Here is an 8,503-nt window from a genome sequence, read left to right as displayed (position 1 = left end):
CCAGCCAAAATATTGTTTTCGGATACAAAGCAGAGCTTTTGCCTATGTAGCGTTCCTGGCTTTAGCGTTTCTTAGGCGTCTAGATGCAGCCGCCGGATATAGTTCTCACAAAACGAGGCGAAGCGTTGCACCACTTGGCGCGGCTTCATGGTGCGCGATTGCGCAATGCCTAGCGTCGTTGCGTTGACGTTGTCCTTGAAGCGCTTAATCACGAAGTCTTCACCATCTACGGTGCGATTCGATTTGAGCGGAAAATTGAGGATGCTATAGCCTAAGCCGTTAGCCACCATGCCGCGCACGACTTCAGGCTGCGACGACCGAAATGCGGGAACCGGCCGGTTGCCGACGGCATCGAAAAGGGCCGCGAAATATTCTCGGCTATGCGGTAAATCCAGCATCACGTAAGGCTCCGCTTCGAGATCCGCTAATGAGACCTTGCGCGCGCGGGCTAGCCGGTGCGTCTTTGGCAAGATGACATAAGGCGGCAGAGAGAGCAGTGGCGTAAACGCGATGTCCTCGGTCAAATCCAGGCTGTAGGTCAGCGCAATATCGAGCGAGCCGTCGTGCAAGCCTCTTAGCAGGCCATCCTGATGCGCCTCGACGGTCCTAAAGGAGATCCCTGCATGCTCGCCGGTAAAGCGGCTTATGAGCCCCGGCATGAGCGGCGGCGCAAGTGAAACGAGGCAGCCGAGCGCGATCGAGCCCGTCATGCCGCCATCCATTTCCTTAGCGGCCATTTGCAATTCTTCGGCTATTTTTAGCAGATTGCGCGCTTGCCCCAGAAGGTCTCGGCCTGCTTGCGTAAGCGACAGTCCCGCCGCGTGATGCCGTATGAAGAGCTGCACGCCAAACGATATTTCGAGGTCCGCGAGCGCGGTCGAGATCGACGGCTGCGAAATGTGCAGGCGCCGCGCGGCGGCTGTAAAAGACAGCACTTCCGCCGTCACGACGAAGTAGCGCAATTGCCGAAGCGAGTAACGCAAAGGGTGGTTTTCCATCGGAAACGCTCCGCCTCTAACCGGTTGACCGGCCGAATTGTGGCTTCGCCAAAAAGGATTGCATAGCCAAAACCGATGCTAAGCATTTTTTAAATATATTTTTAGAATTCTGCGCTCAAGCGTAAATTTGGGCTTCATTGGCAGCATGCCAGCCACGCACGACTGCACGTATCTCAAGGACGCTGACTTCGCCGGACACTTCCGCGAAGTAAAGCCATATCGAAGGACATAGCCATGACAGTGGAAATAACCTCAATCGACACGCTCGTCGTTGGCGCCGGTCAGGCCGGCGTGGCGATGAGCGAGCATCTGAGCAAGCTCGGCGTGCCGCACCTCGTTCTTGAACGCGACCGCATTGCGGAACGCTGGCGCACGGGACGTTGGGACTCGCTCGTGGCGAACGGTCCGGCGTGGCACGATCGTTTCCCCAATCTCGAGTTCGATGAAGTCGATCCCGATGGCTTTGCCAATAAAGATCAGGTCGCCGATTACTTCGTCACCTACGCCGAAAAGTTCGATGCACCCATTCGCACGGGCGTCGAAGTCAAGAAGGTGGTTCGCAATGTCGGGCGGCAAGGCTTCACCGTCGAAACATCGGAAGGCGTGATCGAAGCGAGCCGTGTAGTCGTCGCTACTGGTCCGTTCCAGAAGCCGGTCATCCCGGCTATCGCCCCGAAGGACGAGCGTCTTACGCAGCTTCATTCGGCTGATTATCGGAATCCCGAGCAATTGCCGGAAGGCGCGGTGCTCGTGGTCGGCGCGGGATCGTCGGGCGTGCAGATTGCGGATGAACTGATGCGCGCCGGCAGGAAGGTGTATTTGTCGGTCGGCCCGCATGACCGTCCGCCGCGCGCGTATCGTGGCCGTGATTTTTGCTGGTGGCTGGGCGTGCTCGGCGAGTGGGATGCGGAAGTCATGCGGCCGGGCAAGGAGCACGTCACGATTGCAGTGAGTGGCGCGCGTGGCGGACAAACAGTCGATTTCCGCCGTCTCGCGCATCAGGGCATGAACCTCGTCGGTCTCACGAAGTCATTCGAGAATGGCATTGCAACGTTTCAGCCAGACCTCACGGCCAACATCAACAACGGCGACGACAACTACTTGTCTTTGCTGAGCGCCGCAGACGCGTATGTGGCGCGCAATGGTATCGATCTGCCGGACGAGCCCGAGGCACGCATCATTCCGTCCGATCCGGAATGCATGAAGCAACCTGTTCTCGAACTGAACCTTGCCGATGCTGGCGTGAGTTCGATCATCTGGGCAACCGGCTACGCCGTCGATTTCAGCTGGCTCGATGTCAACGCCTTCGACGATAACGGCAAGCCCAAGCATCAGCGAGGCGTTTCCAAGGAGCCCGGCGTTTATTTCCTTGGCTTGCCCTGGCTTTCGCGGCGCGGCTCCGCTTTCATCTGGGGCGTCTGGCACGATGCAAAACATATTGCCGATCATATCGTCACGCAGCGCAAGTATCTCGCGTATCACGATGCGTCGCGCCGTCATGCCGACCAAGCCGCGACTTTCAGCGATCCGCGCGTGCACAAGGTCAGCGAGATGGGCGTGAACTGACGATCGCCCAAGACGCCGCATTCACTATTCAATCATTCTCAGCTTCGAGGTGCATCGATGAGCCAACCCACGCATACGCGTATCCGCATGTTCAACACGAAGGATACGTACCCGAACCAGACGCTCGATAACGATCTTTGCCAGGCCGTGCGCGCCGGCAACACGGTCTATGTGCGTGGTCAGGTGGGAACGGATTTCGAAGGCAATCTGGTGGGTCTCGGCGATGCACGCGCGCAAGCCGAGCAGGCGATGAAGAATCTCAAGCAGTTGCTCGAAGAGGCGGGCAGCGACATGAGCCATATCGTCAAGACGACCACGTATCTGATCGATCCGCGTTATCGCGAGCCGGTGTACCAGGAAGTCGGCAAGTGGCTCAAGGGCGTGTTTCCCATTTCGACGGGGCTGGTGGTGAGCGCGTTGGGACAGCCGGAATGGCTGATGGAAATCGATGTGATCGCGGTCATTCCTGAAGGTTGGAAGCCCGCCTAAGTCGAGGAGCCTTGCATGACATTCTCCGTGATCGGACGTTGCCAGGAAACCGGCCAGCTTGGCATTGCAATCAGTTCGTCGAGTATCGCCGTGGGCGCGCGATGTCCGTGGGCACGCGGCGGCGTGGGCGCGGTGGCCACGCAGAACGTGACTTTGCCCGCACTTGGGCCGCAGATCCTCGACCTCATCGACACTGCGCAACTCGATCCTCAGGCGGCGCTCGACCGTGCGCTCGATGCGAACGCGTACAGCGATTATCGGCAAGTAACGGTCATCGACGCTCATGGCCGCACCGCGTTTTTTAGCGGCAAGGAAGCGCTTGGCCTGCATCACGCGGTGGCTGGAGATCAATGCGTCGCCGCAGGCAACATGCTTGCGAGCCTCGGCGTGATCGAAGCCATGATTCCCGCGTTCGAAAACACCAAAGGCATGCTGGCGGATCGTTTGCTCGCTGCGATGCGGGCGGCGATGACCGCAGGCGGCGAAGCCGGGCCGGTGCATTCCGCAGCGCTCAAGATCGTAAGCGATCTGAGTTGGCCTATCGTCGATCTGCGCGTCGATTGGGCCGACGCCGACCCCATCGGCCAGCTCGATGGTTTGTGGCAGGCTTATGGGCCGCAAATGCAGGACTACGTGACCCGTGCGCTGAACCCGACAGTGGCACCTAGCTATGGAGTGCCGGGCAATGAATGAGATGTCGAGCCGCGACGTGCTCGAACGGCTGATCGGCTTTGCAACCGTCAGCCGCGATTCGAACCTGGAACTCATCGAGTTCGTTCGCGACACCCTTGCGAATCTCGGCGTCGAGAGCGAACTGTTTTATAACGCCGAGCGAACGAAGGCGAATCTGTTTGCGACGATCGGTCCGCGTGACAGGGGCGGCATCGTGCTATCCGGTCATACCGATGTCGTGCCCGTCGATGGCCAAGCCTGGACGCTCGATCCCTTTCGGCTTACCGAGAAGGAAGGGCGCTTACATGGCCGCGGCACGGCGGATATGAAGGGTTTTATCGCCTCGGTGCTGGCGTCGGTCCCCACGTTCCTTGAGAAATCGCTAGCCATGCCCATACACCTTGCCTTCTCTTACGACGAGGAAGTCGGTTGCCTTGGGGTGCGGCCCATGTTGGAGCAACTGGCAAGGCGCCCACACAAGCCCGTTTTGTGCCTGATCGGAGAGCCTACCGAACTGAAGCCGGTGCTCGGGCATAAAGGCAAGCTCGCCATGCGCTGCCAGGTGAAGGGCGCGGCTTGTCACTCGGCTTACGCGCCCTACGGCGTGAACGCCATAGCGTATGCAGCACGTCTTATCGGCAAGCTGGATGATATTGGCGAGCAGCTGGCACAGCCCGAGCACCATGACGCACTCTTCGATCCACCCTATTCGACCGTGCAAGCAGGCGTCATCAAAGGTGGGCGTGCGCTCAATATCGTGCCGGCGGAATGCGAATTCGATTTCGAAGTGCGTGCGCTTCCCGGCTTCGACGCGCATGAGGTGGCGGATGAATTGCAAAGCTTTGCCGAAGCCGAATTACTTCCGAAGATGCGCGCGGTGAAAGCGGACACGGACATTCGCTTCGAATCCTTGAGCGCTTATCCGGGCTTGGCCACACCGCCAGATAGCGAAGCAGCGCGCTTGCTGACGCTTCTTAGTGGCTCGAACGAGTTCGGCACGGTGGCGTTCGGCACCGAAGGCGGACTCTTCAATCAAGCGGGCATCCCAACCGTGGTGTGCGGACCGGGAAGCATGGATCAAGGGCACAAGCCCGACGAGTTCGTGAGCGTCGAGCAACTCGACGCCTGCGACGCCATGCTCGCGCGTCTTGCGGATTATCTAGCAACCGCTTCCTGACACGCGCCATGGCGCGTTCGAGAGCCCCGAGACTTTCGACGGGCTCCGCGGTGCGCATGGTCTTTCGAAACGACTCGCGCATGCGCCAAATCAATAAAGGAGACGACTTTGAATACGTCGGATAGCAACACGTCCTCGTTCATCGAGAAGCATACGATCGGCTATGTGCCGCCGGAGGATCGGCATGGCAAGGTGCGCGATCTATTCACGCTCTGGTTCGGCGGAAACATTGCGCCATTGCCTATCGTGACGGGCGCGCTTGGCGTGCAGATATTCCATTTGAACTTGCTGTGGGGAATCGTCGCGATCATCGTCGGTCAGGCAGTGGGCGGCGTGTTGATGGCGCTTCATTCGGCGCAAGGGCCACAGATGGGTATCCCGCAGATGATTCAGAGCCGCGCGCAGTTCGGATCATGGGGCGCGTTGCTCGTCACGGTGATTGCGGGCGTGATGTACGTGGGCTTCTTTGCATCGAATATCGTGCTCGCGGGCAAGTCGTTGCATGGCATCGAAACATCGATATCGGTGCCAGTCGGGATCGTCATCGGTGCGGTGGGCTCGGGGTTGATCGGAATCATCGGCTATCGATTCATTCATATACTCAACCGAATCGGTACGTGGGTGCTGGGCATCGGTATCTTCGTGGGCTTTGCATACATCTTCACGCATATCGCGACGGCCGACTTCTTCACGCGCGGCGGCTTCAATTTCGCAGGCTGGCTGGCTACCGTTTCCTTGTCCGCGCTATGGCAGATTGCGTTTGCACCTTATGTTTCCGACTACTCGCGCTATTTGCCGAGCAATGTGCGTGTAGCGTCGACGTTTTGGGCGACGTATCTGGGCTGCACCATTGGTTCCTCGCTTGCGTTTGCCTTCGGTGCGGTCGCCGCGCTTGCCGTCGCGCCCGGCGCCGATACCATGGACGCCGTCAAGACTGCGACCGGCCCCCTCGGCTTGCCCATGCTCGTCTTGTTTCTGCTTAGCGTGATCAGTCATAACGCGCTCAATCTCTATGGCGCGGTGCTCGCCACGATTACTTCGTTGCAGACGTTTGCTTATCGCTGGATTCCCACGGCCAAAGCGCGCGCCGTGCTTTCAGTCGCGATTCTGCTTGCCTGCTGCTATGGAGCGATTGGCGCATCGACCAACTTCGTGGGAAATCTCGTCGATCTGGTGCTTGCCTTGCTCGTGGTGCTCGTGCCCTGGACCGCGATCAACCTGATCGACTTCTATGTCATCCATAAAGGGAAGTACGATATTCAATCGATCTTCGAAGCCGATGGCGGCATTTATGGGCGCTTCAATCCGCAGGCTTTGATCGCTTACGCAATCGGCATCATCGTGCAGATTCCGTTCATGAATACGCCGATGTACGCCGGTCCCGTGCCGAAGTATCTCGATGGCGCGGATCTGTCGTGGGTCATTGGCCTGCTGCTGACTTCGCCGCTTTATTACTGGCTGGCTTCGCGGGATTCGGGCTATCGGCGCAGACAAGAGGGCGCGTTGACGATGCGGCAAGCGCGCACAGGTCCCGGATACGAGTGATGATGCCTGGCGTCGCGGCGATCCGTCTGCATGAGGATCGCCGCTCGCGGTCGCGTTTAGGTCATCCAGCTGACATGCGCGCTGACGACCTTCCATCCATCCTCGAAGCGTATCCACGTCTGACTTTGTCGGCCTATACGCGCGTCGCCTTCCCTCCGGAATTCGATATTTGCAACGGCCATCGAATCTCCATAGGTCGTCACCATTCGTGCCGTCACCTCGCGCGCTAAACCTGTCCCGGACCGTGCTGCACGAAACTCGCGTATGGCGTCGTAGCCGTAGAGATTTTCCGTCGCCCCATAGCGCACCGTTAGCGACGAATTAAAAAACAGGTCATCCAGCATCGCGACGTCATTGCTAGTCAGGGCCCGTTCATACGCGTCGAACACCGCATTCACTTCCTCGAGAACATCCGGTCGATTGATCTCGTTCACGCTTTCTCCTCGGCAAAACGCGGTGTCGCACAACCCGCTACGCCAGCTTGCTCCAGACGCCGGGCGGCTTCGAATGCCAGGTCTTCGCGCCACGGCGCGGCAATCAACTGAACTCCCATCGGCAAGCCGGCTTCCGTTCGCATAGGCGCGGTCACAACGGGCAACCCAAGGCACGAGATGGGTTGCGTCAACATGCCGAGGCTGGCTCGCACTGCCATTCGCTCACCGCGGACCTCCATGAACTCGTCGCCGATGCGCGGCGCCACGACTGGCGTCGCTGGCGCGATCAAGACTTCGTAGCGCTCGAAGAGTTCCAGCACGCGTCGCCGCAACGAAGCGCGGACGCGTTGCGCCTGAATGAACCATGCGGCAGGCAGCAACGCACCAGCGATCAAGCGGTCGCGCGACAAAGGCTCACGCTCGTCGTAGTGCGCGCGAAGGTCCTTCATATGCAATTGGCCGCCCTCGGCAGCGGTGATGAGAAACGCTGCACCACGCGCCGCATCGGCATCCGGATACTCGACGGTATCCGTCGCATCGAGCGCGGCCAACGCAGTGAGCGATGCGTTGCGCGCATCGTCGTTTGCGTAGTCGTCGAAATAGCCCGTCAGACGTGCAACGCGCAAGGTTCCGCTCATCGCACGCGCGGGTTCGAATTCACGCTGCGCGCAAGCCATATCGAGTGGATCGGCAAACTGTAGCGCCTCATAGACAGCGCCGAGGTCTTCGACACTGCGCGCGAATGCGCCCATATGATCCAGACTCGCGACGAACGGATACGTTCCGCGCCGCGACAAGCGTCCATAGGTCGGCTTCACGCCGAACACGCCGCACAGCGAGGCAGGCACGCGCACTGACCCATTCGTATCGCTTCCGAGAGTGAGCGGCACGAAGCCCGCCGCGACCGCCGCGGCGCTGCCGCCCGACGATCCACCCGCCGAGCGTTTCAGGTCGTGCGGATTGCGGCACGGTCCCGCGTGACTGTTCTCGGTGGTGAAACCGTAGGCGAACTCGTCCATGTTGAGCGCGCCGACCATGATTGCGCCATGATTGGTGAGTCGTGCAACGATCGTTGCATCCGCAGCGGCGGGCGCGGCATTGGCGAGCACGCGCGATCCCGCGATCGTCGTGACGCCCGCGATGTCGAACAGGTTCTTCGCCGCAAAGGGAACGCCTGCGAGCGGTGGCAAAGCAGCGCCGCTCGCGCGCCTTGCATCGAGGGCAGTGGCTTCATCGAGTGCGCGTTCGCGCGTGATCGTGGTGAAGGCGTTGATCTGCGCGTTAAACGTGTCGATGCGAGCGAGCGTTGTTTCGATCAATTCGCGCGCACTGAATGCACCTTCGGCATAGGCGCGTGCAATGGCAACTGCGCCAGCAGGGAATGCGTCGTTGATGGTCATGGGCGATACACCGGCGCAGGTTCGTCCTGGGCATCGACGGGATAGGCGAGTACCGGTGCCGCAAGTTGCGCGATGCGCGCGAATTGCGCCTTGACACGCGCGGCGGTGTCATCCGTTAGATGAGGGAAGTGCAGCCGAAGTGCGGCGTCGGCATAAGCGTCGAGCGTTCCATCGATTTCCGGTGGCATGTTCATGGTTCTCATTCGATGTTGAAAGCGATGA

The 8,503-nt window shown here is 59.7% G+C and carries 9 protein-coding genes; 5 read left to right on the top strand and 4 right to left on the bottom strand.

Annotated elements, in window-relative coordinates; all coding sequences use genetic code 11:
- Positions 1–71 precede the first annotated feature (71 nt).
- Positions 72–998, bottom strand: a complete 927-nt coding sequence (locus ACYQ47_RS11950; protein ID WP_250468380.1) for a LysR family transcriptional regulator — start codon at positions 996–998, stop codon at positions 72–74.
- Between the two features lie 234 nt (positions 999–1,232).
- Here ACYQ47_RS11950 and ACYQ47_RS11945 point away from each other — a divergent pair, with 234 nt between their 5' ends.
- From ACYQ47_RS11945 to ACYQ47_RS11925, 5 genes are all read left to right on the top strand, one after another.
- Positions 1,233–2,564, top strand: coding sequence for a flavin-containing monooxygenase (locus ACYQ47_RS11945; RefSeq protein WP_459905473.1), 1,332 nt, complete (start codon positions 1,233–1,235; stop codon positions 2,562–2,564).
- Positions 2,565–2,621: 57 nt separating this feature from the next.
- Positions 2,622–3,053: a RidA family protein gene (locus ACYQ47_RS11940; protein ID WP_244830202.1), complete on the top strand. Its 432-nt coding sequence runs from the start codon at positions 2,622–2,624 to the stop codon at positions 3,051–3,053.
- A gap of 15 nt (positions 3,054–3,068) precedes the next feature.
- On the top strand, positions 3,069–3,746 hold the full coding sequence (locus tag ACYQ47_RS11935) for a DUF1028 domain-containing protein (protein WP_459905472.1): 678 nt from the start codon (positions 3,069–3,071) through the stop codon (positions 3,744–3,746).
- Positions 3,739–4,902: an acetylornithine deacetylase gene (gene argE, locus ACYQ47_RS11930; protein ID WP_459905471.1), complete on the top strand. Its 1,164-nt coding sequence runs from the start codon at positions 3,739–3,741 to the stop codon at positions 4,900–4,902. Before ACYQ47_RS11935 ends, argE begins: the two co-directional genes overlap by 8 nt.
- 108 nt (positions 4,903–5,010) lie before the next feature.
- A complete protein-coding gene (locus ACYQ47_RS11925; protein WP_250468377.1) occupies positions 5,011–6,447 on the top strand; it encodes a purine-cytosine permease family protein in 1,437 nt (478 codons plus the stop codon).
- A 56-nt stretch (positions 6,448–6,503) separates the two neighbouring features.
- Here ACYQ47_RS11925 and hpxZ read toward each other — a convergent pair whose 3' ends face one another.
- The 3 genes from hpxZ to ACYQ47_RS11910 are packed head-to-tail and all read right to left on the bottom strand — an operon-like array spanning position 6,504 to position 8,475.
- Positions 6,504–6,881 (bottom strand): oxalurate catabolism protein HpxZ, encoded by a 378-nt coding sequence (hpxZ, locus tag ACYQ47_RS11920; RefSeq protein WP_250527876.1) that lies wholly within the window; start codon positions 6,879–6,881, stop codon positions 6,504–6,506.
- Positions 6,878–8,281 (bottom strand): AtzE family amidohydrolase, encoded by a 1,404-nt coding sequence (locus tag ACYQ47_RS11915; protein ID WP_250527875.1) that lies wholly within the window; start codon positions 8,279–8,281, stop codon positions 6,878–6,880. The genes hpxZ and ACYQ47_RS11915 overlap by 4 nt, the downstream gene beginning before the upstream one ends.
- Positions 8,278–8,475: an AtzG-like protein gene (locus ACYQ47_RS11910; protein WP_250468374.1), complete on the bottom strand. Its 198-nt coding sequence runs from the start codon at positions 8,473–8,475 to the stop codon at positions 8,278–8,280. Before ACYQ47_RS11910 ends, ACYQ47_RS11915 begins: the two co-directional genes overlap by 4 nt.
- Positions 8,476–8,503: the final 28 nt, after the last annotated feature.

This window comes from Caballeronia sp. HLA56 (assembly GCF_054655155.1).
This window is presented reverse-complemented; position numbering and strand designations above follow the sequence as displayed.

What these genes read in the sequence shown, in the direction of transcription:
- ACYQ47_RS11950 (WP_250468380.1), bottom strand. Translation starts at nt 998, where the DNA reads ATGGAAAACCACCCTTTGCGTTACTCGCTTCGGCAATTGCGCTACTTC.
- ACYQ47_RS11945 (WP_459905473.1), top strand. Translation starts at nt 1,233, where the DNA reads ATGACAGTGGAAATAACCTCAATCGACACGCTCGTCGTTGGCGCCGGT.
- ACYQ47_RS11940 (WP_244830202.1), top strand. Translation starts at nt 2,622, where the DNA reads ATGAGCCAACCCACGCATACGCGTATCCGCATGTTCAACACGAAGGAT.
- ACYQ47_RS11935 (WP_459905472.1), top strand. Translation starts at nt 3,069, where the DNA reads ATGACATTCTCCGTGATCGGACGTTGCCAGGAAACCGGCCAGCTTGGC.
- argE (WP_459905471.1), top strand. Translation starts at nt 3,739, where the DNA reads ATGAATGAGATGTCGAGCCGCGACGTGCTCGAACGGCTGATCGGCTTT.
- ACYQ47_RS11915 (WP_250527875.1), bottom strand. Translation starts at nt 8,281, where the DNA reads ATGACCATCAACGACGCATTCCCTGCTGGCGCAGTTGCCATTGCACGC.
- ACYQ47_RS11910 (WP_250468374.1), bottom strand. Translation starts at nt 8,475, where the DNA reads ATGAACATGCCACCGGAAATCGATGGAACGCTCGACGCTTATGCCGAC.